Source organism: Streptomyces sp. CA-146814 (genome assembly GCF_050942385.1).
Taxonomy (GTDB): Bacteria; Actinomycetota; Actinomycetes; order Streptomycetales; family Streptomycetaceae; genus Streptomyces.
Window position 1 is genome coordinate 1,856,929 of record NZ_CP192068.1, and the last position, 20,097, is coordinate 1,877,025.

The 20,097-nt window shown below is 66.7% G+C and carries 26 protein-coding genes; 14 read left to right on the top strand and 12 right to left on the bottom strand.

Annotated features, from left to right (window positions below; genetic code table 11):
- The first annotated feature begins 292 nt into the window (after positions 1 to 292).
- From ACQP09_RS08250 to ACQP09_RS08265, 4 genes are all read left to right on the top strand, one after another.
- Entirely contained in the window at positions 293 to 883 is a 591-nt protein-coding gene (locus ACQP09_RS08250; RefSeq protein ID WP_433397175.1) for a hypothetical protein, read from the top strand.
- Positions 880 to 2,328 (top strand): hypothetical protein, encoded by a 1,449-nt coding sequence (locus ACQP09_RS08255; RefSeq protein WP_433397177.1) that lies wholly within the window; start codon positions 880 to 882, stop codon positions 2,326 to 2,328. Before ACQP09_RS08250 ends, ACQP09_RS08255 begins: the two co-directional genes overlap by 4 nt.
- Positions 2,329 to 2,418: 90 nt before the next feature.
- Entirely contained in the window at positions 2,419 to 3,402 is a 984-nt protein-coding gene (locus tag ACQP09_RS08260; protein ID WP_433397179.1) for a TauD/TfdA family dioxygenase, read from the top strand.
- Between the two features lie 2 nt (positions 3,403 to 3,404).
- The gene (locus ACQP09_RS08265; RefSeq protein WP_433397181.1) at positions 3,405 to 4,145 is read left to right on the top strand and encodes a guanylate kinase; all 741 of its coding nucleotides are present in this window, start codon (positions 3,405 to 3,407) and stop codon (positions 4,143 to 4,145) included.
- A gap of 517 nt (positions 4,146 to 4,662) precedes the next feature.
- Here ACQP09_RS08265 and ACQP09_RS08270 read toward each other — a convergent pair.
- From ACQP09_RS08270 to ACQP09_RS08285, 4 genes are all read right to left on the bottom strand, one after another.
- Positions 4,663 to 5,097 carry a transposase gene (locus ACQP09_RS08270; RefSeq protein ID WP_433397183.1) on the bottom strand — a complete coding sequence of 145 codons (435 nt, stop codon included), beginning with the start codon at positions 5,095 to 5,097 and terminating at the stop codon, positions 4,663 to 4,665.
- Entirely contained in the window at positions 5,094 to 5,423 is a 330-nt protein-coding gene (locus ACQP09_RS08275; protein ID WP_433397184.1) for a helix-turn-helix domain-containing protein, read from the bottom strand. The genes ACQP09_RS08270 and ACQP09_RS08275 overlap by 4 nt, the downstream gene beginning before the upstream one ends.
- Before the next feature lie 278 nt (positions 5,424 to 5,701).
- Complete coding sequence (locus ACQP09_RS08280) at positions 5,702 to 6,481, bottom strand: maleylpyruvate isomerase family mycothiol-dependent enzyme (protein ID WP_433397185.1); 780 nt, start codon at positions 6,479 to 6,481, stop codon at positions 5,702 to 5,704.
- Positions 6,482 to 6,537: 56 nt separating this feature from the next.
- Positions 6,538 to 7,128, bottom strand: a complete 591-nt coding sequence (locus ACQP09_RS08285; protein ID WP_433397187.1) for a hypothetical protein — start codon at positions 7,126 to 7,128, stop codon at positions 6,538 to 6,540.
- 137 nt (positions 7,129 to 7,265) lie between these two features.
- On the opposite strand from ACQP09_RS08285, the gene ACQP09_RS08290 reads away from it, so the two are divergent.
- On the top strand, positions 7,266 to 7,559 hold the full coding sequence (locus tag ACQP09_RS08290; RefSeq protein ID WP_404057453.1) for a hypothetical protein: 294 nt from the start codon (positions 7,266 to 7,268) through the stop codon (positions 7,557 to 7,559).
- A gap of 44 nt (positions 7,560 to 7,603) precedes the next feature.
- On the opposite strand, the gene ACQP09_RS08295 is transcribed toward ACQP09_RS08290, so the two are convergent.
- From ACQP09_RS08295 to ACQP09_RS08305, 3 genes are all read right to left on the bottom strand, one after another.
- Entirely contained in the window at positions 7,604 to 8,677 is a 1,074-nt protein-coding gene (locus ACQP09_RS08295; RefSeq protein ID WP_433397189.1) for a prenyltransferase, read from the bottom strand.
- Entirely contained in the window at positions 8,674 to 9,405 is a 732-nt protein-coding gene (locus tag ACQP09_RS08300) for a class I SAM-dependent methyltransferase (RefSeq protein WP_019764966.1), read from the bottom strand. The genes ACQP09_RS08295 and ACQP09_RS08300 overlap by 4 nt, the downstream gene beginning before the upstream one ends.
- Positions 9,406 to 9,478: 73 nt before the next feature.
- Positions 9,479 to 10,801: a glycosyltransferase family 4 protein gene (locus tag ACQP09_RS08305; RefSeq protein WP_433397192.1), complete on the bottom strand. Its 1,323-nt coding sequence runs from the start codon at positions 10,799 to 10,801 to the stop codon at positions 9,479 to 9,481.
- A gap of 262 nt (positions 10,802 to 11,063) precedes the next feature.
- Between ACQP09_RS08305 and ACQP09_RS08310 the strand changes: the two genes are divergently transcribed.
- Together ACQP09_RS08310 and ACQP09_RS08315 are read left to right on the top strand one after the other, a co-directional pair.
- Positions 11,064 to 11,720 (top strand): TetR family transcriptional regulator, encoded by a 657-nt coding sequence (locus ACQP09_RS08310; protein WP_433397194.1) that lies wholly within the window; start codon positions 11,064 to 11,066, stop codon positions 11,718 to 11,720.
- Between the two features lie 159 nt (positions 11,721 to 11,879).
- Positions 11,880 to 12,014, top strand: a complete 135-nt coding sequence (locus tag ACQP09_RS08315) for a hypothetical protein (RefSeq protein ID WP_433397195.1) — start codon at positions 11,880 to 11,882, stop codon at positions 12,012 to 12,014.
- Between the two features lie 86 nt (positions 12,015 to 12,100).
- Here the strand turns inward: ACQP09_RS08315 and ACQP09_RS08320 are convergent, their stop codons facing one another.
- From ACQP09_RS08320 to ACQP09_RS08330, 3 genes are read right to left on the bottom strand one after another with little or no spacing between them, the layout of a single operon-like run.
- Positions 12,101 to 12,937: a helix-turn-helix domain-containing protein gene (locus tag ACQP09_RS08320; RefSeq protein WP_433397197.1), complete on the bottom strand. Its 837-nt coding sequence runs from the start codon at positions 12,935 to 12,937 to the stop codon at positions 12,101 to 12,103.
- Positions 12,934 to 13,047, bottom strand: coding sequence for a peptidoglycan-binding domain-containing protein (locus ACQP09_RS08325; protein WP_433397199.1), 114 nt, complete (start codon positions 13,045 to 13,047; stop codon positions 12,934 to 12,936). Before ACQP09_RS08325 ends, ACQP09_RS08320 begins: the two co-directional genes overlap by 4 nt.
- Positions 13,038 to 13,466 carry a helix-turn-helix domain-containing protein gene (locus ACQP09_RS08330; RefSeq protein ID WP_433397200.1) on the bottom strand — a complete coding sequence of 143 codons (429 nt, stop codon included), beginning with the start codon at positions 13,464 to 13,466 and terminating at the stop codon, positions 13,038 to 13,040. Before ACQP09_RS08330 ends, ACQP09_RS08325 begins: the two co-directional genes overlap by 10 nt.
- A 344-nt stretch (positions 13,467 to 13,810) precedes the next feature.
- On the opposite strand from ACQP09_RS08330, the gene ACQP09_RS08335 reads away from it, so the two are divergent.
- From ACQP09_RS08335 to ACQP09_RS08360, 6 genes are all read left to right on the top strand, one after another.
- Entirely contained in the window at positions 13,811 to 14,257 is a 447-nt protein-coding gene (locus ACQP09_RS08335; RefSeq protein WP_433397202.1) for a hypothetical protein, read from the top strand.
- 1 nt (position 14,258) lies between these two features.
- Positions 14,259 to 14,432 (top strand): hypothetical protein, encoded by a 174-nt coding sequence (locus tag ACQP09_RS08340; RefSeq protein WP_433397204.1) that lies wholly within the window; start codon positions 14,259 to 14,261, stop codon positions 14,430 to 14,432.
- A gap of 126 nt (positions 14,433 to 14,558) precedes the next feature.
- Entirely contained in the window at positions 14,559 to 14,918 is a 360-nt protein-coding gene (locus ACQP09_RS08345; protein WP_433397205.1) for a hypothetical protein, read from the top strand.
- 14 nt (positions 14,919 to 14,932) lie between these two features.
- Entirely contained in the window at positions 14,933 to 15,250 is a 318-nt protein-coding gene (locus tag ACQP09_RS08350) for an Imm50 family immunity protein (RefSeq protein WP_433397207.1), read from the top strand.
- A gap of 790 nt (positions 15,251 to 16,040) precedes the next feature.
- On the top strand, positions 16,041 to 16,508 hold the full coding sequence (locus ACQP09_RS08355) for a hypothetical protein (RefSeq protein WP_433397209.1): 468 nt from the start codon (positions 16,041 to 16,043) through the stop codon (positions 16,506 to 16,508).
- A gap of 334 nt (positions 16,509 to 16,842) precedes the next feature.
- Complete coding sequence (locus ACQP09_RS08360; RefSeq protein ID WP_433397211.1) at positions 16,843 to 17,073, top strand: hypothetical protein; 231 nt, start codon at positions 16,843 to 16,845, stop codon at positions 17,071 to 17,073.
- A gap of 30 nt (positions 17,074 to 17,103) precedes the next feature.
- On the opposite strand, the gene ACQP09_RS08365 is transcribed toward ACQP09_RS08360, so the two are convergent.
- The gene (locus tag ACQP09_RS08365) at positions 17,104 to 17,337 is read right to left on the bottom strand and encodes a ferredoxin (protein WP_432148342.1); all 234 of its coding nucleotides are present in this window, start codon (positions 17,335 to 17,337) and stop codon (positions 17,104 to 17,106) included.
- Positions 17,337 to 18,806: an aldehyde dehydrogenase gene (locus ACQP09_RS08370; protein WP_433397213.1), complete on the bottom strand. Its 1,470-nt coding sequence runs from the start codon at positions 18,804 to 18,806 to the stop codon at positions 17,337 to 17,339. Before ACQP09_RS08370 ends, ACQP09_RS08365 begins: the two co-directional genes overlap by 1 nt.
- A gap of 195 nt (positions 18,807 to 19,001) precedes the next feature.
- Here ACQP09_RS08370 and ACQP09_RS08375 point away from each other — a divergent pair, with 195 nt between their 5' ends.
- Positions 19,002 to 20,057 carry an MBL fold metallo-hydrolase gene (locus tag ACQP09_RS08375; protein ID WP_433397214.1) on the top strand — a complete coding sequence of 352 codons (1,056 nt, stop codon included), beginning with the start codon at positions 19,002 to 19,004 and terminating at the stop codon, positions 20,055 to 20,057.
- The last annotated feature ends 40 nt before the right edge of the window (positions 20,058 to 20,097 follow it).

Consider the following 20,097-nt stretch of genomic DNA (forward strand, 5'->3'; position numbering starts at 1 on the left):
AACGGCTCCAGGGCAATTCGCGATGCCCGGTGCCCACAGGTGGAGAGTCGGCGATCATGCGCCACTCCTCTATTGCCGCCCCAGGCCGCCGAGGACTTTATAAACGTGCACAACACCCTCGTCCGGGAACTTTCACACATGAGCCCTCGCCCATGAATTCATCATGAGTCATTATCCATGAAATGAGTGTGCATCCAAAATGCGTGAGACGTCGCTCATACTCTTTTCTGGAGGACGCGACTCGTCCCTAGCCGCTTGCTTGGAGGCAAATGCGGGACGTGATCTCGTTCTCATGACCGCCCGTACCGGCGCTACCATAGAGACAGACGTCGTCCCGTTGCGCGTAGAGGAGATCACCCGGGCTTTTCCAGCAGTTTCGGTGGAGCATCACCTGACGCACAGTTCCGGAATCTTCAGAAGAGTAGCCATAGCCGATATCGAGAGCGACTTCGCCAGGTATCGGACGAATCTCATTCTGCTCGGCCATCAGATGGCCATTCAATGCGAGGGGGTCGCGCTTGCGCTGCAGCGGAACATAAGAAGAGTAGTGTCCGGATTCTCGTCCTACCAAGCACACGAGTACATGGAACAGATACCCGAGGCTGTCGCGTTCTCCCGAAAATTCTTCCAAAGCTACGGACTGCATTTCGAAACACCGATCGAACCCTACCGCACACTTGACGACGTCAAGTTCCAGCTTCTCGATTTTGGGGTGACAACCAAGTCGCTTGAAGCAGTCTCACTCTTCGCGGACAGCTTTTCTGTCGCCGAGGTCGATTCGGTCATGGCATATATGGAGTCGAAGCTCTCAGTCTGTAGATCCTACATCAAGCTGAAAACTGGAGTTGACCCGTCGCCAGGATCGGGGAGATACGAACAGTGAGAAGGCGCATCTTCCTGCATTTCGCGGATCACGAGATCTTGGCCCGCATGGCTGCAGGCTCCATACCGCCGCTAATTACATGCGAGCGCTTGGTCCGCATATCCGCGGTCGTCTCCCCCGAGCCCGCTCTCTTTCCTATATCGGCCCATCACGAAGAGATAGCGATATCCAAACTCCTGCAGGAATTCTCCCCGCTGATCCAGAACGATCTGCTTCGTGTCACCGGCAGTGGAGCCAACCCCAGCGTTAATCTCTACAGCAGGCGCCGCCAGTTCGACAGCGACAAGAAGCTGTTCGCTCCACTCTTCGCATCAGCGCAAAACCGCTTGGTGGAGGAGTACAGCGCGGGGTGGGTAGAGAAGCAAGGGAATACGACATTCGGCATCCGCAAATGGTGGGCGACAAGCGTCGTCGATCCAGAGAGTCAACTCTCCCTAACCTTGTACGCTGGCCGTCCGGTTCCTGATCATCGCCTGGATGCTCTCCTTGATCTCCCGGATCAACTCGGTAATCGACCGATCCTCGCGGATCTGATTGCGGACGCGATATCCCTGCGAGGGCTTGCCGAAGGGGCCACTGCCCATCTCAGAGGAGATCTGGGTGCTCATCTGACGCGCCAGTGGGCCAGCTTGTACTGCGACAGCCTCTCGGCAACAGTGTTCCGGGACTTCGGACGCGGTGTCCCGGAGATGAGCGTTTTCACTCCTACCCACTTTCCTACGCTCAGCGCACGCCGCATCGAATTGATGCTCACGGAGCTCGGCATCCATCAACCGCTTTTCGAGCTTCCAATCCCTGTGCTGGCCGCCGTCCTCTACGATCTGCGCGTGGAACGCGAGTACCTGGCGAACGATCTGTTTGCGCAAGGGATTTCTAGGTCCAACTCATGGACGGAGCGCCACCTGACGGGACTGGCACGCTATCAAAAGCGGAGGCAACGCTCCCTCTTTTGGACTGGACCTTCACATTACTCGTCCAGGACACATTCGAGTGCGACGATACGGAAAAGTGCTCACAGTCTGGCGCGGTCTCTCGAATGCTACGCGGACGTCGCCAGGAATCATCACTCAGGCCTACCGGAAAGGGAATATATCGTGGATCGATCATTCCATGTGTCGCACGTTACCGGAGATGTGAATGTGGCTCAGGATTCGGCCACCATCAACACGGTGAAAATATCTTCCTCAGGAGTGGCCAATCACCTCCTGAGGGCCATGAAATCCGAAAGTGACGCTGCGCGGTTCGTCGAATGGATCAGCGGCACCGACGTGACCCTGGCTGAGGGAGTCACTGCTGACACCATCGTCGCCGATTTCGATTTTGAACAAATGAGCAGCGAAAATAAGTCCCTGCTCAGGAGGATCAGTGAGAATCTCGCGCTCAGCGCCACTTCTTCCGGCACGGTCATCGCGGTCATCGAGGCGATAAAGGGGTTGACTTCTTGACTCAGCACGTCCGTGACGAACAGAGTCACTTTGAGTAGCGGCTGGGTCCGTAAGGATGTCACGCCACACGAAGCCCGCTGGCGTAGAGAGATGCCCCCCACTGTCATACGAGAGCTGATCGCAGCAGCGAGGTTGGGGAACCATGAGGCCGGTGGTTACCAGTCAGCTCTGTGGCTCCAGATGCTTCCGGCGTCCAGAGCTCTTGCCGCCCGCGTGCGCAGGGAGTTGCGAGCAGGCTTCGGATTTGCCGTACTGACCGGCTTTCCGGTGAACGAGGATCCTTCACTGGTCGAGCGGGCCTACTTGATTTTCGGCCACCTTCTAGGCCGGCCGGTGTCACAGAACCGGTGGGGTGATCTCATCGGGCGAGTGGAGGACGTCAGTATTAAGCGCAATGGTGGGAAGAAGCGAGGCTATACGGGTTCGGACTCGTTGTCGTTCCATGCAGATCGCACCGATGTAATCACGCTCTTGTGCATACGGCAGGCAGCCGCAGGGGGAATGAGCCGTCTTGCTTCCGTCCCCGCCGTGCACGGCGTCATACTGAATGAATCGCCGGAACTATGGGCCGAGCTCCATCAGCCGATACCCAACGATCTCCGAGGTGAAGCTTTCCCAGGATTCTCCGACTGGCACGCAATACCCGTGTTCAGCATGACTAGTTCATCGCTTGTGATGCGCTATATCAGGACCTTCATCGAGAAGTCGCAGCGCTACCCGGACGCCCCCAGAATCACCGCGAATCAGCGAAGCGCCATGGACAAGCTAGACGCGATACTCGAACGTCCCGAAATGTCGATAGAAATGATCCTGACCCCCGGGGACCTGCAGGTGATCGACAACTTCCGGACGCTCCATGCACGGACCGCATTCGTCGATTCGGCCAGTACCGGAACGCGTTTGCTCCTACGGCTGTGGCTCGCTTCCGCCGACAGTCCCGAGCTGCCGAAAAGTTATCGACCACTCTACGGGGCCACGCAAGCGGGGAGTTTTCGGGGTGGCGTATGGCCCGCAGGGTTCGCCCCAGATCAGCTCGGCGAGGCCCTTGGGCCACCGACAGGGGACGAGGAGTGAGGATGGACTGGGCGAGCGAACTTTCCAGGCTGGCCGACGGATACGAGCCCCATATGGATCTTGATTCCTCATCGCCTACGCGAGCCACTCTTCTACTGGTCGGGCCCTCTGGGGTGGGAAAGGACTCGATCAAACGAGGTCTCCTTTTAACACATCGTTACTGCGAAATAATTTCACATACCACGCGGGCCCCACGCTACAACAGCGAAGTACTTGAAAGAGACGGTGTCGAGTACCACTTCGTTACACACGAGTGCATGGCTCATCTCGCCCGGGACAAAAAGTTCGTCCAGTTCAAGCGCTATGGAGGTAATTTCTACGGCACCAGCGCCCAGGAACTGCAGAGGGCCTGGGAGAGCGGGACCGCCCTGACGGACGTGGATATCCAAGGAGCCATGGAGTTCGGCCGGATCGGGCTACCTGATCTATTGATGGTATTCCTACTGCCTCCTGATCTTCCAGAACTCCTGCGCAGACTGGAAAATCGTTGTGCGCGGAACCCGCAGGGCGGAAGGGTTGCGATCTTCCAGCGCATCGCCATAGCGCTCCGTGAGGTCGAAGGTGTCATCTCACACGCCGACCGCTTCCGGTTGGTAGTCAACGACGATCTGAACACCGCGGTGGAGGAGATCGACGCTCTGGCAGCCGGGGGAGCGGGCCGTGGCATGAATGCCGCCCGTAGAGTGCTCCACGCCTTGGCATCCGACATCAAGGCGTACTTGAGCAACAACTCAGCTTCGTGACTTCCCCGTTCATCGTTCCCGATGAACATTTCCCCCACCTCCACCCGCGGCGAAGCGACAGGCAAACTGAACAACCTAGCATCCTGATAGTCGAATCGCCGTGCAGCGGGCCGAACGGTGCGGACGGCGGGCCGCCTGGTCGTCCAACCTCGGCTTACAACGGGACCCCTCAGGCCTTGGCCCTCGCCTTCGGTAAAGCGTTCCGGCCTCCGAGGTCGACGCCTCGGGCGGGATATCGACCGAGTATCGCCCTGGCCGACGAAGTGTTTCCTTCCCGCTCGATCCTCGAGACCTATAAGGAGCACATGGCCGACCTGTGGATCAACCGATTTGAGCAAGGGGGCTTATCGAATCTGTAATCGCCATTCCTTCTGAACCTCATATCTGCATGAAACGACTTACTGAGATTGAACTCGTGATGTCGCTGGGTCGCTCAGGTAATTCTGATGGTCAGGCCGGTCGCGGCGAGGCAGCCGTCTATGAGGTGGCTACGGTATTGGATGTGACGTAGGCCGTGTCAGATGCGCTGGACGAGGTGTTCGAGGGTGGAGAAAGCGACGTTGGAGAGCCAGCCGCGTCGCAGGAGGGCCCAGATCCCCTCGACGGGGTTGAGGTCGGGTGCGTAGGGCGGCAGGTAGTAGATCGTCAGCCAGTCACGGGATGCGGCGAACTCCCGCAAGGCAGCGGCCCTATGGACGTTGAGGTTGTCACAGACGAGCACGATCGGGCCGCCGAGCTGCGGGTGGGCGCGATCAGCAGGTCCCGGTAGTCGCGCCAGGAGAGACTCTTGCGGCCGTCGCGTCGGCGCGGTCGGTAGATCAGCCGGGACCGGTGACCGGGTTTGTAGCAGGTCAGCGCCGCGATGGATATGCGTCTGCGGGAACGGCCGCGAACCCGCACCACGGGGGGTCCGGCCGCGCTGTGACCAGGTCTTCGCCTGCGGCGGCGTCATGGAGAATCCGGCTTCGTCCTCGAAGACAAGCCAGGCTCCACGGGCCGTCGCGAGTCTTCCGCGCACGGCCACACCTCCTTGACCCACCCGGCCACTGCCTCGTCGTCCCGCTCGGTGGCGCGTCGGGCCGGGACCTGACAGGACCAACCGTTGCGTACCAGGAGCTTGCGCACGCCCTGGATCGTGTAGGTCAGATAGAAGCGCCGGCCGATCACCGTCCTCACGCGGCCCAGGGTGCAGCGCTGGTCTTCCCAACCGTGCGCGGCGGGCCCCTTGGCCAGCTCCGCCTCCAGCTGGGCGAACTGCTTCTCGCTCAGCCTCGGCAACGATGCCGGCCCCTGTGACCGCAGACCGCCCTCATCTCACATCCGCCGCCACCGCTGCACCGAGCAGACGCTGACCCCGTAGGTCCCTGGCGATCACCGAGATCGCCTCGCCCTGAGCGAACCGCCCGGCCGCCTTCACCCGCAACTCCTCGCGGAACTGCTGCCGCTCGGCGGTTAGCCCGCTCCCTTGTGGATACCGCATACCCCGGTGATACCGCAGGAGCGACCAGCCATCAGCCCCAACAACTCCACAAGTTCAACCTCAGTAATTGCGGGTCTCACCCGAACGACGACCGGTCCAGCCAGAAGTCCAGCAGCTCCGCGTCGCCGAGCACCTCGACCCGCTCGCTCGTCGGCTCCAGGCGGCGGTTGAAGACGAGCATCAGGTCGGTGAGCGAACCGCGCAGGGCGACCGTCGCCTTCGCGTGGTCGTGCCGCCAGGTGAAGCGGTCCTCGCCGAACTCGATCAGCCACTCCGCCCCGGGTACGTCGGTGGCGTGCAGGTGCAACGAGCGTCCACCGCCGCGCAGGTCCGCCGCCTCCGGGTCGCCCTCCTCCTGCGAGAAGGAGACGATCCGCAGCCACTCGTCGATGGTGTCGGCTGCCACCTCGGCGTCGACCGTGTACGGGACCCGGGCGGCGAGCGCCGCGTCCGCCCGGTGCACCACCGTCTCGTGCGTCATGCGCCGCGCCCAGAACGCCGTACGCCGCTCCCACGCCCAGGTCCACACCTCGGCGTCCGGCCCCGCCTCCCGCAACGCCTCGACGGTGGCGGCCGCCCCCTCGGCGAGCCAGGCGTCCAGCGTGTCCGGGGCGTCGCTCCCCGGCCCCTCGAACCCCGGCACCTTCTCCTCCGCCACCTCCTCGGTGGCCCGACCGCGCACGATCTCCCCGACCCAGCGGTGGGCGCCGCCGACATGCACGGCGAGCTGCCGCAGGGTCCAGTCGGGGCAGGAGGGGACGTTCGCGGAGAGATCCGCGCCCTTGAGGGTCGCGCGCAGGGCGTCGGTCTGCGCGAGGATCTCGTCGCAGTAACGGTCGTAAGAAAGAAGCGTCATGCCGCGGACCCTAGCCGCGCCGCAGACGGTGATCATCTGAATAACGGACGGCCGCTCTACCCCGTCAGCTGCGAGGTGGAGGGGACCTTGTCCTTCACCTCGGCGCCCGCGTCCTTCCCGGCGTTCTTGATGCTGTCGATGACGCTCTCGAACGCCCCGATGTCCCCTTCGCCCGCCTCACCGTTGCGCAGCTTCGTGGCCATCCCCTGGAGCGACTCGATCCCGGCCGTGAGCGGGGCGACGGCCTTCGACAGCAGCGGGTCGCCCTTGGCGTTCTCCGCGGCCGCCTTGAGCCGGTTGTACGCGAACCCGCCCGCGAGCCCCGCCTTGACGAGGGCGAAGGTGCGCCCATCGGCCCCCTTCTTGAAGGTCCCCGCGCGGTACGGCTTCACGATCCACTGGTACGTCGCCCCGGCCGCGAGCCCGGCGTTGGCCACGAAACGGGTCTTGGCGAGCCGCTGCTTCTCGGTGGAGGCGGAAGGGGACGGGCCGGTGGCGGACGCGGAGACACTCGCCCCGGTACTCACCCCCGTACCGGTCGCACTGCCGGAATCACCGGAATCCCCGCACGCGGTGGCGGAGACCAGCACGGCGCAGGCGAGCAGGAACGCCATCAGCGGCCGACGGATCGGCATGGAACGGGTCACATCGGCCTCCCGGGCAGGCACGTCACAGGGAGTGACGAACCTCGGCACTCCCGGCCAGGCTCGCCCGGCCCCGCACGGGCCGCCACCCGGTACCGCCATTCGGGTTTCACTGAGGGTAAAGCGGTAACCAGGACCCCATGTCCTACAGAACCCGTTCTTCAGGCAGCAGTTCAGCGGCGAGGATCATCGCCGTCGTGGCCGACATACTGGCCTTCATCATCATTCTCTGGATCCTGATGTACCTGCTGGACGCCAACCGGACCAACGACTTCGTGCAGTGGGTGCACGACGCCGCCACCTGGCTGGCCGGCTGGTCGTACGACCTGTTCACGTTCGACGCGGCATGGGCGCGGGTCGTGGCGGGTTACGGTCTCGCGGCCGTGGTCTACCTGTTCATCGGGCACGCCATCGCCGGCCGGATCCGCCGCTGACGGCGGCCCGGCCGCACCGGCGCCCAGCACCTGCCGGCGATCGGCTACCGGCAGCAGTCCGGCTCAAGCCCGACCGGCAGCCGCTCCCCGGAGAAGACCGCGGTGGTCGCCTCGTCCCCCCCGAGCGCGGCCACCGCCAGCAGGAGCGAACCCGCCGTCCAGGTGGTCAACTCCTCAGGCCAGAAGGCCTTGTTGCCCTCGAAGACGTACCCGGTCCAGTACAACCCGCCCTCCGCGCGCAGGTGCTGGATCGACTGGAGGATCTCCAGGGCCCGGTCCGACTCCCCCGTCACCCAGAGCGCGAGAGCCAGTTCGCAGCTCTCGCCGCCGGTGACCCAGGGGTTGGGCAGCACGCAGCGCACCCCGAGCCCGGGGACGACGAAGCGGTCCCAGCCTTCCTGGATACGGGCGGTGGCCTCGGCCCCGGTGATGGCGCCGCCGAGGACCGGGTAGTACCAGTCCATCGAGTAGCGGTTCTTGTCGAGGAAGCGCTCCGGGTGGTGGCGGATCGCGTGGGCCAGCGCACCGGTCGCCAACTCCCAGTCGGGCTGCGGCTCTTCGCGCATCTCGGCGACGGCGAGCGCGCAGCGCAGCGCCTGGTGGATCGACGAGGAGCCGGTCAGCAGCGCGTCGTCGACCGCCGTACCGTCGTCCTCCCGCTTCCACCCGATCTGCCCGCCGGGCTGCTGGAGCCCGAGCACGAACTCGATCGCCGCGAAGACGCTGGGCCACATCCGGTCGACGAACGCGTCGTCACCGGTGGCGAGGTAGTGGTGCCAGACGCCGACGGCCACGTACGCGCAGAAGTTGGTCTCGCGGCTGCGGTCGGTCGGCCGCTGCGGGTCGCCGTCGTGGTAGGCGGCGTACCAGGAACCGTCGCCGTTCTGGTGGCGGGCCAGCCAGTCGTACGCGCGCTCCGCCGCCTCGTGCTCACCGGCCGCGTCCAGCGCCATCGCGGCCTCGGTGTGGTCCCACGGGTCCAGGTGGTGGCCCCGGAACCACGGCAGCGCCCCGTCCTCACGCTGTACGGCGAGGAGCGCGGCGACCGTCTCGGCGGCCTGACCCGCCGTCAGGACGCCGGGCAGGACGAGGTGTTCGGTCTGTTCGGGAGTGCTCACGCCTCGGCCTTCGGAAGGTGCGGCTTGGTGGCGTACGCGACGAAGCTCTTGCCGACGACCGGGTTGAGCAGCTGTTCGGCGACCCGGGTGGCGAGCGGCTTCTTCATGATGTCCCACACCAGCAGCTTGTGGTACGCCCGCACCGGCAGCGCCTTGTCGTTGTCGACCCCGAAGGCGCACTTCAGCCACCAGTACGGCGAGTGCAGCGCGTGGGCATGGTGGGTGCCGTACGGCTTGAGTCCGGCCTCGCGGATGCGGGCGAGGAGCTGGTCGGCCTTGTAGATGCGGATGTGGCCGCCCTCGACCTCGTGGTACGCGTCGGAGAGGGTCCAGCAGATCTTCTCGGGGCCGTAGCGCGGGACGGTGATGGCGATCCGGCCGCCCGGCTTGAGAACGCGGACCATCTCGGCGAGGACGCCCTTGTCGTCCGGGATGTGCTCCATGACCTCGGAGATGATCACGACGTCGAAGGAGTCGTCGGGGAACGGCAGGTTGAGCGCGTCGCCCTCCATCGCGGTGGCGGTGGCCCCTTCGGGCGCCTCGCCGGCCTCCTTCATCGCGGCGAACCACTTGGCGACCTCGCGGATCTCCTCGCCGTTCTGGTCGAGGGCCACGACCTGCGCACCGCGCCGGTAACACTCGAAGGCATGCCGGCCGGCACCGCAGCCCAGGTCGAGCACTCGGTCGCCGGCGGCGAGCGGGAAGCGGGTGAAGTCGACGGTCAGCACGAGGGCCTGCCTTCGAGGTCGGAGGTACGGGTTCAGAAAAGCGGGTTACGGCAGCCGGTGCACGGGATCGCCGTCACCTGCGGGCCGTTGCCTTACGGACGGCGATCGACTGACGGTACAGCTCGGCCGTTCCGGCGGCCGCCCGGGCCCAGGTGAAGCGGGCGAGCACCCGCTCCCGGCCTGCCGCGCCGAGCCGGGCGCGCAGCTCCGGGTCGCCCAGCAGCCGGGCCAGCGCCCCGGCCAGCGCGTCCGCGTCACCGGGCGCCACCGCGAGGCAGGTCTCGCCGTCGCGGCCGGAGACCTCGGGGATCGCGCCGCCGGTGGTGGCGACGAGCGGGGTGCCGGTGGCCATCGCCTCGGCGGCGGGCAGCGAGAAACCCTCGTACAGCGACGGCACACAGGAGACCTGGGCGCTGCGCACGAGGTCGACCAGTTCCGGATCGCTGATGCCCTTGACGAACTCGACCGCGTCCGCCAGCCCGTGCCGCTCGATGGCCCGGGCGACCGGCCCGTCCTCGGCCCGCTTGCCGACGACGACGAGGTGGGCGGCGGGGTTCTCGGTACGGAGCTTGGCGAGCGCGTCGACGAGGTGGACCAGGCCCTTGAGCGGGACGTCGGCGCTGGAGGTGGTGACGATGCGGCCGGGCACCTCGGGGACGGAGGGGTCGGGCGACCAGAGGTCGGTGTCGGCACCGATGTGGACGACGCTGATCCGGTCGGCGCGTACGCCGAGGTCCTCGACGATCTCGTCGCGGGAGGAGCCGGAGACGGTGAGCACGGTGTCCAGCTTGCGGGCGACCCGCTTCTGCATCCGGGTGAAGGCGTACCAGCGGCGTACGGAGGCGCGTCGGCGGCGGCTGGTGGCGGCGGCCAGGTCGAGCCGGCGGTCCACGGTGATCGGGTGGTGGATCGTCGTCACGAGCGGGGCCCCGAGGTCGCCGAGGAGCCCGTAACCGAGGGTCTGGTTGTCGTGGACCACGTCGAACTCGCCGCGCCGGGCCAGGAGGTGACGGCGGGCGCGGAGGCTGAAGGTGAGCGGTTCGGGAAAGCCGCCGGTCCACATGGTGGCGACCTCGGCGAGGTCGACCCAGTCCCGGTACTCGCGCCACTTCGGCGTACGGAACGGGTCCGGCTGCCGGTACAGGTCCAGGCTGGGCAGCTCGGTGAGCGGAACGCCCTCGTCGAGCACGGGGTACGGCTGCGCGCCGATGACCTCGACGCTGTGTCCGAGCCGGGCCAGCTCACGCCCGAGGTGCCGTACGTAGACACCCTGGCCGCCGCAGAACGGGTTGCCCTTGTACGTGAGGAGCGCGATGCGCAACGGCCGGTCGCCGTCCCCGGCGGAGGAGCTGCTGTCGCCCGTGCGGGGGCCCGTCTCTATGGCCTCAGCGGTCACACTCGGCCCCCTTCTGACTGCGTGTTCGCCGGAGCGTAACCGGTAGCGCTAATCTAGAACAAGTTTCAGACTTGATCGTTCGACGTGCATCGAATCTACCGGCAGGTAGCGTCGGCGTGAGGTCCGGATCAGGTGATTCGCGCCACGACGGACGCCCTGGCATGCTGTGCGCGCCCGGTGCGCAACTCAGGGAACGGACCGGTGGATCACGGATCGTGAACGGGGACAGCATGACCACGTACGGATCGCGGATGGGGGCAGTATGACCGCGGACGCCAGACCGGCAGCGCAGCCGCAGCCGCCCAAGGACCGCGCGACGCCTCCGCTCACCGAGCGGCAGGAGGCCCGCCGCCGCCGCATCCTGCACGCCAGCGCCCAGCTCGCCAGCCGCGGCGGATTCGAGGCGGTGCAGATGCGCGAGGTGGCCGAGGCGGCCGGGGTCGCGCTCGGCACGCTCTACCGCTACTTCCCCTCCAAGATCCACCTGCTGGTCGCCACCATGCAGGACCAGCTCCAGCACCTCCACACCACACTCCGCAAGCGCCCGCCGGCCGGGGACGACGCGGCCCAGCGGGTCGCGGAGACCCTGATGCGCGCCTTCCGCGCCCTCCAGCGCGAACCGCACCTCGCGGACGCCATGGTCCGCGCCCTGACCTTCGCGGACCGCAGCGTGAGCCCGGAGGTGGACACGGTCTCCCGCCTGACGACGGCGATCATCCTGGACGCGATGGGCCTGGAACACCCGACGCCGGAGCAGCTCTCGGCGGTCCGGGTCATCGAGCACACCTGGCACTCGGCGCTGATCACGTGGCTGTCGGGCCGTGCGTCGATCGCCCAGGTCAAGATCGACATCGAGACGGTCTGCCGCCTGATCGACCTGACCGAAGGGAGCGGAGCGACACCGTGGCGTGGGCAGTAGGCACAGGCATGCTCCTGGGGCTGCTGATGATCGCCATGGGAACGGCCACGCTCCGGACGGGCTGGACCGTGCCCACAGCACGCCGCCACGTCACCAGGCCCCCACTCCACGGCCTCGGCACCCTGCTCATGGGCACCTCACTCGTGCTGCAGAGCCTTCTTGTACTTCGAGGTCCTGCCGAGCGTCTCCTGGGAAGCCCGCTTCTACGGCGGGAACGCGCTGCTGCTCGGCGGAATGCTCCTGCTGCTCGTCAGCCAGCTGCTGCCGCCGCGCCGCCACCGCGACCCCGCATGAGGATCAGCCCGGCGGAGCAGGCGCCTGCCCCCGCCGTCCGGCGGACGTCCGTCAGCGACCTGGCGTAACGCCGACCCGCGAGCAGCTCAGGGCGCCGGCGGCGCGGCCGGATAGCACTGCCGAGGCTCGCCCAGGGCCAGACGGACGCAGACGCGGAGGGTCTCGGGGTTGTCGGTGGTGACCATGGGCGTGTGGAGGCGCACGCCGGTCGCGTACTTGTCCGGCACCGTGAGCGTCTGCGGCTCCCCGCCCGCCGCGGAGACGGTGAACTCGTCCCCGACGCTCTGCCCCCAGACCCGCGCCCACCCGGCACCGCACCCGGCCTCGTACCGCAGATCGACCCGGAGGCCGGGCGTGGGCCGGTGGGTGCTGACCGTGTCGGGGTGCATGCCGCAGCGGGTGGCGACGGCGTCCTTGCCCGTGCAGTTCTGTCCACGACAGGCGAACTCGGGCTCGGCGGAGACCGGAACATCGGCGCTCTCCGACCGCCACGGACCGGCCATGGCCAGCCAGCCGGTGCAGAGGAGAACGGCGGCGAGGACAGCGGCGACGCGTACGTGGCGCGCGTAGGGGTGCCGTCGCGGCGGCGCGGTCCGCGGAGGTGTTTCGCGTACGGATACGGGTTCGGCTTCAGGTACGGGCGCGGGCGCGACCCGGCGAGGGGGCCGGTTCCTGGCCGTCTCGGCGCGCTCCCACAGAGCAAGCGGGTGCGCGGGAGGCTGCCGGGCGAGGCTGCACAGGGCCATGACGGCGGCGCGCGGCGGGTGGCCCTTCCCGTTGAGGTACCTCTCCCAGGACGACTTGCTGTACGGAGTCCGAGCCGCGAGCTCCTTCAGCGAGAGCCCACTGTGCCGGCGGAGGACGCGCAAGGCCTCGGCGCAGGCACTCTCCTCGGCGGTGCGCTCCAGGGGCGGGAGGCTCATCCGCGTAACACCTTCCAGGTGTCGGGCCCGACGAGCCCGTCGTCCTCGATCCCCGCTCCGGCCTGCAACCGTTTGACGGCCTGTTCGGTGGCCGGGAGCGTCAGCTGCACGGGGCGAGGGGTGCAGGTCGGCCGTACAAGGTTCGGGGCTCGGGGTCGGATACGGCGTCAGCCCTACGGGGATCATGTCCCGCGTCAGCCGCACGGGGCTCGGGACCCACGCCGGCCGCCACACCGTCGTCCCGCTCCTCCCGCTCCTTCCGCGCGGCCACCTCCGCAACCGCCACCTCGCGCAGGGCCAGCAACGGCGCCGGGTCACACCCCGCCGCGGTGCACAACGCCCGTACCGCGTCGGCCGAAGGAAGGGTGCGGCCGTTCAGGTACCGCTCCCAGGAGGACTTGCTGTACGGCGTCTTCCGCTCCAGCGCCACCAGCGTCATCCCACTGCGGCTCTTCACCGTCCGCAGCTCCACCACCAGCTCGGCGGCCGACTCGCTCAAGGACTCCGGCAGCTCGCGCCCGCGCGGCATAGCGCTTCCCCCTCTTTCTGGCGTCGCCCCTCCCCCGAGGGGCTGCTCAGAAACTTTCACTGCCACACACAGCGACGCAAAGAAGGCTGATAATTGCGGCTATGCGGCGTTATGCAGCCTATGGCGCTCGGCGCCGCCCTCGCCCGTCCCGCCCGTGGGACGTCCCACCACAGCTTCCCGGCTGACGACATAACAGCAGGTCAAACAACCTGGCCTCCCACCTTTTCCCACACCGCCGATCCCCGTGGACGCCAGGCCGACGGGACGGGCAGGGTCTGGCCCAGCGGGTGGCGGCGCCGAGGCTCCCCCACCCACCGGACCAGCGATGAACGGGGATGTACTCCATGAACAGCCAGACCTTCCGCACACGCTTCGCACCGGCCGCCCTGGCCGTGGCGCTCCTGAGCACGGGCATGTCCGTGGCCACGGCCGGGCCCGCCGCCGCACAACCGGCGGAGGCGGCAGCGGCGTTGGCGGCGAAGGGCAAGGCCAAGGCGCCGGCGCACTACCTCAAGTTCGTCAAGAACAAGAAGAGCCCGGCCAACTCCAAGCTCCACCTGATGAAGAAGGGCAAGAAGAAGGACACGTCGGTCGCCAGCTGGCGGGCCGGCTCGGGCAACGGCTCGACGAACGCCTGCAAGCCGAACGCGGGGTGGCTGCCCAACGGCTCGTACACCATCGAGTTCCACAAGAAAAACTTCAACGGGAGCGCCATCAAGGGCTACGTCATCAAGCTGCAGGACAAGAAGTGCAGCAACGGCACCAAGCGCACCGAACTTCATCCACAGTGAGATGAAGAAGAACGGCAAGCAGGGCCCGAAGAAGGGCAAGGACTCGCCGTGGCGCTGGGACGGCAACGGCGACTACAAGTCCCTGGCCTGCATCAAGCTGAAGCCGGCCCACATCAAGACCCTGTTCACCAAGGCCTCGGACAAGGGCTGGCCCAAGACCCTCAAGGTCGTCTGACCCGCCTTCTGCCCTCCCTGCCCCCTGCTCCCCTCCGGCGGACCGACCACCCCGCCGGAGGGGAGCAGCCGTGTGCACGCCCGGCGCGGACGCTTGCGATCCCGACGAAGGTGCGATGATGCGACCGTGGCGACAGATGACGAGTGGGCCCTGATTCGCCAGGGCTTGCGCTTCGGCCAGGTCTTCGAGGGCACCGTTGTGAAAGTTCCTCGCCCCGGCGCCATAGGTATTTTCGTGGACATCAGCTTGAGCGTCGGTGGCTTCGTCGACGCCCTGTTGCTGCCCGAACAGGGTGAGGACTGGCCGGCAGAAGGCACCGTGAGCGCGTTCGAGATCTGGTGGGCCGACAGCCGTCAGCAGATCCGGCTGAAGCCGTCCGATTCCCGTTATCTGCGCCACGACTTCGCAGACTTCGTCAAGCGCTTCCGTCCCGGTTGGCCGCTGGACGTGGGCCATCCCGTTCGCGACCTGAATCCCCGCAGCTGAGAAGCACCGTCGCCATGACCGGCCATGGAGCCGGCCTGGCCATGCACGCACACGGCCTGGATTCCCTGTACTCCGTCGTTCCACCTCTGCATTCCGTGCGCCTGAGATCCTCCCACCTCGGCTGGCGGGGTCCCGCGGTGACGGCGCGGATCGACCTGCCTTCCTACCCGGAACACCCGCCACCCGAGTGGTCCGGTCTCGACCACAACACTCTTCAGTTTCATCTGCAGTTCCTGGCCGTGGATGACCTGGCAGCACATGGGCACATTCCCCGCACCCCTGTGGATATCACCTTGTCAGCACTGGCCGACCGGAGGCTGTTCGCCCAATAGTCCGGGGACGGAGGCTCCGGCGTGCAAGAGGGTGTCCATCCGGCGTGACGTCGACGAAAGGTTGGCGGTCAGCATCGCGTCAGAGGGAATGTCGGTCAGGTTCCGCGCACACACCATGTCCCTCACGGCAGTGCGTGTCGGGTTGATCTCCCGATCCGAGTAACACTCGCAGGCAGGATAGCCGCTCATCCAGCGAGTGCACAGAAATTGCCGTCCTGGAAGACGTCACGCTCTCCTGGGACGGCGCTACCCTCTCCGAGTAGACCACCCGAGAGCGCACTGCCGCCGACTGCATCGTCCTATCTTGGGACCACCAGGGGCTCCTCCCTCTCACGCAGGTTGAACGCCGATTCACGGAGGAGACGTCTGAGCAAATAATTGATCAACGTTTTTTCATCGCCACCGATCATGTCGGCACTCCGAGCGAGCTCGTCGACGAATTGCTCCGGCACCAGCCGGCCAGCCGGTAACCCACGGCCCGACTGGGACACTGATCGACTCCGATGGGTCAAGCCTGCGCAATTTTGAGAACGCGCTGAACGAAGGTGAGAATGATGTCGTGGCCCACGGCAGTCGGGACGGATTCCTGGAAATTCTGGGGGTAAAGTCTCATGGTGTGCCATTCGGGTTCGGACAGTTCTGGATTTTCTCAGCAGATCGCCAACGAGCTCAGGACCACCGTGCGAGCACCGACCAAGAAGGTTGGCACGAGCCCTATCCTAGGTACCGGGCAAGCACCGCGGATCGACAATGACGGATATTGGAGGAGATTCCTCACAATCTCAAGAGGGTGAACCGAATGGAAATGATTGGATTTTTCCGGGAGATGGCACCCGGAAGCAGTTTGGAAATATTTCGCGAATCCATCCAGGATAGAGCGAGGAACCAGGCGGCATACCCTAAGGCAGAGGTGCAGGGGTACCTTGAGTCCGGTCACCCCATTTTTGACATCATGGAAACAACACTGGATGTCATGAAAGGATCGTTCAGGGTGCCTGGCGGCTCGTCACTGGTATCTGATGGACGGTTCGTATGGCGCGCGGATCTGTCGGCGTACATTGAAACGTACAATATTGATCTGCCTCCGCATTTTATTTCTTTTGTCGTCGAGAACGGATTCTCCGTACCCCCTGCAAGCCTCCAAAACCTTCTCTCGGTTTCCGCCGCCACAGAAAGGGCTTTGGGGTTCCGGGTGGATGGAGGTGCCGGGCCGAGCGCCAGTGGGCGACGGGCCGGTTCATGGAATAAGCAAAGATGACGCAGAGGCGAGGGGCCGCCCGCGCACGGCTCCGTGGACCCCGTCTACGGGGGGAGCGCCAACGCCTACGAATACGCCATGGGTGACCCGATCAACGGATTCGACCTCGACGGAAAGAAGGCAAAGAAGGCTACAACTACGCGGACCGCTCTCGCATGACGGTGTGCGTACCCTGGGTCGGCTGCTACACCCAGACGTCAGCCTGGAACGACGGCAGGTGGGGATAGGCACATGCCCCCAACATCCTGAGTGACTCCCAGTAACCTGCGGGGTCCGGTGACCACCGGACCCCGCAGGCCCACATCGTTCCCCAGCCCACCACAGAGAAGCGATCTTGAACATACTGAACGTGGTACTCGGACTCCTGTGCATCCTGATCGCTTTCGTCATCGCCGCGCGCTCCAGCGGCCTGCGCGACCGGTTTCTCTGGGGCGCAGTGGCCATCACCGGCGTGGGTGGGGTAGTCCTTCCCCGACTGCTGCCGGGCGACGGGACACGACTCGCGCTCATCGTCGTCTCCCTGGCCGCACTCCTGCTGCTTCTGTGGAGGCAGCGGAAGCAGTGACCGGGCAGGCGCCGTCGGCTTGGAGAAGCCTCACTCCTCCGGCGGGAACACCACCTCCCCCGACCCCGCCAGCGTCAGCGTGATCGCCTCCACCGGGCAGCCCTCCGCCGCCGCGAGGACCTGTTCGCCGGCGTCGCGGTCCTCCTCGCGGGGGTGGGACTGGCGGGCGGTGTCCAGGTGGAAGGCGTCCGGGGCGTGGTTGACGCACATGCCGGAGCCGATGCAGAGGGAGCGGTCGACCTCGACGTGCCAGCGGTCGCCCATCATGCCTCCCGGTGGCCGGCGGGGAGGTGGATCATCTTGTGCTCGAAGAACTCGCCGTAGCCCTCGGGGCCGAACTCGCGGCCCAGGCCGGAGTTCTTGTAGCCGCCGAACGGGCCGAGCATGTCCAGGCTGAAGGTGTTCACGCTGTACGTGCCGGTGCGGACGCGGCGCGCGATGTCGATGCCGCGCTCGGTGTCGGCCGTCCAGACGCTGCCGCTGAGGCCGTACGGGGAGTCGTCGGCGATGCGGACGGCCTCGGCCTCGTCGGCGTACGGGATCAGGCAGATCACCGGGCCGAAGATCTCCTCGCGGGCGATGCGCATGGAGTTGTCGACCGAGCCGAAGAGGGTGGGTTCGACGTACCAGCCGCGTTCCTGGGAGGCGGGGCGACTGCCGCCCGTCAGGATCTTCGCTCCCTCCTCCTGGCCCAACTTGATGTAGTCCAGGGAACGTTGCTGCTGGCGTTGGGCCACCAACGGGCCCAATTCCGTCGTCGGGTCCATCGGGTCGCCCACCCGCAGCGCTCCCGCCGCCGCCGCGAACGCCTCCGCCATCTCGTCGTAGCGGGAGCGCGGGACCAGGATGCGCGTCTGCGCCACGCACGCCTGGCCGTTGATCATCCAGGCGAAGGGGACGATGCCCGCGACCGCCGTCTCCAGGTCCGCGTCCGGGAGGATGACTGCTGCCGATTTGCCGCCCAACTCCAAGGTGACGCGGGTCAGGTTGCGCGACGCTACCTCCATCACCCGGCGGCCGGCGGCTACCGAGCCCGTGAAGGAGACCTTGTCGATGTCCCGGTGGCCCACCAGGTACTCGCTGACCTCCCGCTCCGCCGGGAGGATGGAGAGGACCCCGGGCGGCAGGCCCGCCTCCGCCGCTATCTCCGCCAACAGGTAGGCGTCCAACGGGGTTTCCGGGGAGACCTTCAGGACCGCCGTGCAGCCTGCCAGGAGCGCGGGAGCCAGTTTGGCCGCGGCCGTGAACTGCGGGACGTTCCACGGGACGACCGCCGCCACCACCCCGACCGGTTCGCGGCGGATCAGGAGCGGGCCCAGCACTCCGTCGCGCCGCTCCTCGTACGGGAACGCGCGTGCCACCGTGATCGCCGAGTCCCACACCATCATCGCGGCCAGCGCCTGCACCATCACGCTCGCGCTGTACGGGGTGCCGTTCTGGGCGCTGATCAGGCGCGCGAACTCCTCGTACCGTACGGCGAAGGCGTCCTTGATCCGCGTGATCACCGCGATCCGCTCGTCCAGGCTCATCCTCGGCCACGGGCCCTCGTCGAAGGCGTGGCGGGCCGCGGCGACCGCCCGGTCCACATCGGCCTCGGAGGCGTGCGGGACGCGGCCGATGACCTGTTCGGTGTGCGGGGAGATCACCTCGATGACGTCGGTGCCGAGCGGATCGGTGAACTCGCCGCCGATGAACAGCTTTCCGTGTTCCACCAGCTCCGTACGTTCCGTCATGGCCGTTGCCTCCCGCGAAGCGAACCCGTGCACCGCAACTGACTGTTCGTCAGAACTGATACCAGTTCCCGTTCCAGGAGTCCACGGCGCGGACCGCACCCGAGAGGCGTCGATTTGGTAGACCTGGGCTACCACTGGAACGAGTTCTCGTTACAGTGGGATCAGCGCACGCCGCCGAGCAGAGATGGGAAGCCCATGACGCAGGTGCCGCAGGTGCCGCAGGTGACCGACCACGGCGGGGGCGTCCACAGCATCAAGGTCCCCATCCCGGACAACCCGCTCGGCCACACCCTCGTCCACGTCGTCGACACCGACCGCGGGCCCGTCCTCATCGATACGGGGTGGGACGACCCGGCGTCGTGGGACACCCTGACCGCCGGGCTCACCGCGCTCTCCACCTCCGTCGCCGACGTCCACGGCGTCGTCATCACCCACCACCACCCCGACCACCACGGCCTCTCCGGCCAGGTCCGCGAGGCCTCCGGGGCGTGGATCGCGATGCACGAGGCCGACACCGCCATCGTCCGGCGCACCCGGGACACCGGGCCCGGCACGTGGCTCGACTACCTCACCCGCAAGCTCGCCGACGTCGGTGCCCCCGACGACCACCTCGCCCCGCTCCTCGCCGCCCGCGAGTCGGGGCGGCTGCGGACCCTGCCCGGGCTGCGCGCCGCACTGCCGGACCGCGACATCGTCCCCGGCGAGCTGCTCGACCTCGCCGGGCGGCGGCTCCGCGCCGTCTGGACCCCCGGCCACACCCCGGGCCACGTCTGCCTCCATCTGGAGGAACGGCATCCGGCGCATCTGCCGGGGCACGGGCGGCTCTTCTCCGGCGACCATCTGCTGCCCGGGATCAGCCCGCACATCGGGCTGTACGAGGACCCGGACGACACCGCCGTCACCGACCCGCTCGGCGACTACCTCGCCTCGCTGGAGCGGATCGGGCGGCTCGGGGTGGCCGAGGTGCTGCCCGCCCACCAGCACGCGTTCGCCGATGCGGGCGGGCGCGTACGGGAGCTGCTGGACCACCACGAGGAGCGGCTGGCCGGACTGCTCGACCTGCTCGCCACTCCGCTCACCCCGTGGCAGCTGGCCGAGCGGATGGTGTGGAACCGGCCCTGGGAGCAGATCCCGCACGGTTCGCGGTCCATCGCCGTGTCGGAGGCCGAGTCCCACCTGCGGCGGCTGGTGAAGCTCGGACGCGCGGAGGCGGTGCCCGGCAGCGCCCCGGTCACGTACATCGCGGTGTGAGTCGGTGACGTACGTAGATCGTGGGGGGACCCGGCGACGT

Excerpts from the sequence above, each read along its gene's own strand:
- ACQP09_RS08250 (WP_433397175.1), top strand. The coding sequence starts at position 293 with ATGACCGCCCGTACCGGCGCTACCATAGAGACAGACGTCGTCCCGTTG.
- ACQP09_RS08260 (WP_433397179.1), top strand. The coding sequence starts at position 2,419 with ATGCCCCCCACTGTCATACGAGAGCTGATCGCAGCAGCGAGGTTGGGG.
- ACQP09_RS08265 (WP_433397181.1), top strand. The coding sequence starts at position 3,405 with ATGGACTGGGCGAGCGAACTTTCCAGGCTGGCCGACGGATACGAGCCC.
- ACQP09_RS08270 (WP_433397183.1), bottom strand. The coding sequence starts at position 5,097 with ATGACGCCGCCGCAGGCGAAGACCTGGTCACAGCGCGGCCGGACCCCC.
- ACQP09_RS08280 (WP_433397185.1), bottom strand. The coding sequence starts at position 6,481 with ATGACGCTTCTTTCTTACGACCGTTACTGCGACGAGATCCTCGCGCAG.
- ACQP09_RS08290 (WP_404057453.1), top strand. The coding sequence starts at position 7,266 with ATGTCCTACAGAACCCGTTCTTCAGGCAGCAGTTCAGCGGCGAGGATC.
- ACQP09_RS08310 (WP_433397194.1), top strand. The coding sequence starts at position 11,064 with ATGACCGCGGACGCCAGACCGGCAGCGCAGCCGCAGCCGCCCAAGGAC.
- ACQP09_RS08320 (WP_433397197.1), bottom strand. The coding sequence starts at position 12,937 with ATGAGCCTCCCGCCCCTGGAGCGCACCGCCGAGGAGAGTGCCTGCGCC.
- ACQP09_RS08330 (WP_433397200.1), bottom strand. The coding sequence starts at position 13,466 with ATGCCGCGCGGGCGCGAGCTGCCGGAGTCCTTGAGCGAGTCGGCCGCC.
- ACQP09_RS08335 (WP_433397202.1), top strand. The coding sequence starts at position 13,811 with ATGAACAGCCAGACCTTCCGCACACGCTTCGCACCGGCCGCCCTGGCC.
- ACQP09_RS08340 (WP_433397204.1), top strand. The coding sequence starts at position 14,259 with ATGAAGAAGAACGGCAAGCAGGGCCCGAAGAAGGGCAAGGACTCGCCG.
- ACQP09_RS08350 (WP_433397207.1), top strand. The coding sequence starts at position 14,933 with ATGACCGGCCATGGAGCCGGCCTGGCCATGCACGCACACGGCCTGGAT.
- ACQP09_RS08365 (WP_432148342.1), bottom strand. The coding sequence starts at position 17,337 with ATGGGCGACCGCTGGCACGTCGAGGTCGACCGCTCCCTCTGCATCGGC.
- ACQP09_RS08370 (WP_433397213.1), bottom strand. The coding sequence starts at position 18,806 with ATGACGGAACGTACGGAGCTGGTGGAACACGGAAAGCTGTTCATCGGC.
- ACQP09_RS08375 (WP_433397214.1), top strand. The coding sequence starts at position 19,002 with ATGACGCAGGTGCCGCAGGTGCCGCAGGTGACCGACCACGGCGGGGGC.